This is a genomic window from Pseudomonas sp. GCM10022186 (assembly GCF_042656385.1).
In the GTDB taxonomy this organism is placed as follows: domain Bacteria; phylum Pseudomonadota; class Gammaproteobacteria; order Pseudomonadales; family Pseudomonadaceae; genus Metapseudomonas.
The window spans coordinates 1-1,409 of record NZ_JBHSOU010000048.1 but is presented as its reverse complement, the minus strand read 5'-3'; the positions used below and the strand labels follow the sequence as shown (position 1 = coordinate 1,409).

At 70.1% G+C, this 1,409-nt stretch carries 1 protein-coding gene; it reads left to right on the top strand.

The window, feature by feature from the left end; translation table 11 throughout:
* A partial coding sequence (gene gcvPB, locus ACFPU0_RS17130; protein WP_377694442.1) for an aminomethyl-transferring glycine dehydrogenase subunit GcvPB occupies positions 1-1,409 on the top strand: 1,409 nt, incomplete at both ends.

Here is a 1,409-nt window from a genome sequence, read left to right as displayed (position 1 = left end):
CTGGCCGCCCGCGTCGCCAGCCGCCTGCCGGCCGCCCTGCTGCGCCAGTCGGCGATCCTCAGCCACCCGGTGTTCAACCGCTACCACTCGGAAACCGAGCTGATGCGCTACCTGCGCAAGCTGGCCGACAAGGACCTGGCCCTGGACCGCGCCATGATCCCGCTGGGCTCCTGCACCATGAAGCTGAACGCCGCCAGCGAGATGATCCCCATCACCTGGCCGGAATTCGGCGCGCTGCACCCCTTCGCCCCCGCCGAGCAGGCCCAGGGTTACCAGGCACTGACCCGCGAGCTGGAAGCCATGCTCTGCCAGGCCACCGGCTATGACGCCGTGTCCCTGCAGCCCAACGCCGGCTCCCAGGGCGAGTACGCCGGCCTGCTGGCGATCCGCGCCTACCACCAGAGCCGCGGCGACGACCAGCGCGACATCTGCCTGATCCCGCAATCGGCCCACGGCACCAACCCGGCCACCGCCAGCATGGTCGGCATGCGCGTGGTGGTGACCGCCTGCGACGCCCGCGGCAACGTCGACCTCGCCGACCTCAAGGCCAAGGCCGAGGAACACCGGGAGCGCCTCGCCGCGCTGATGATCACCTACCCGTCGACCCACGGCGTGTTCGAGGAAGGCATCCGCGAGATCTGCGAGATCGTCCATGCCCACGGCGGCCAGGTGTACATCGACGGCGCCAACATGAACGCCATGGTCGGCCTCTGCGCCCCGGGCCGGTTCGGCGGCGACGTGTCGCACCTGAACCTGCACAAGACCTTCTGCATCCCCCACGGCGGCGGCGGCCCGGGCGTCGGCCCGATCGGCGTGAAGGCGCACCTGGCGCCCTTCCTGCCCGGCCACGCGCAGCTGGCACGCAAGGACGGCGCGGTCAGCGCCGCGCCCTTCGGCAGCGCCAGCATCCTGCCGATCACCTGGATGTACATCCGCCTGATGGGCGGCGACGGCCTGCGCCGCGCCACCCAGCTGGCGATCCTCAACGCCAACTACATCGCCCGCCGCCTGGAGGAGCACTACCCGGTGCTCTACACCGGCGCCGACGGCCTGGTGGCCCACGAGTGCATCCTCGACCTGCGCCCGCTCAAGGACAGCAGCGGCATCAGCGTCGACGACGTCGCCAAGCGCCTGATCGACTACGGCTTCCACGCCCCGACCATGTCCTTCCCGGTGCCCGGCACGCTGATGATCGAGCCCACCGAGAGCGAGTCGAAGGAAGAGCTGGACCGCTTCTGCGACGCCATGATCCGCATCCGCGAGGAAATCCGCGCGGTGGAGAACGGCGAGCTGGACAAGGACGACAATCCGCTGAAGAACGCCCCGCACACCGCGCAGGAACTGGTCGGCGCGTGGACCCACCACTACAGCCGCGAACTGGCCGTGTACCCCGTCGCCAGCCTGGTGGA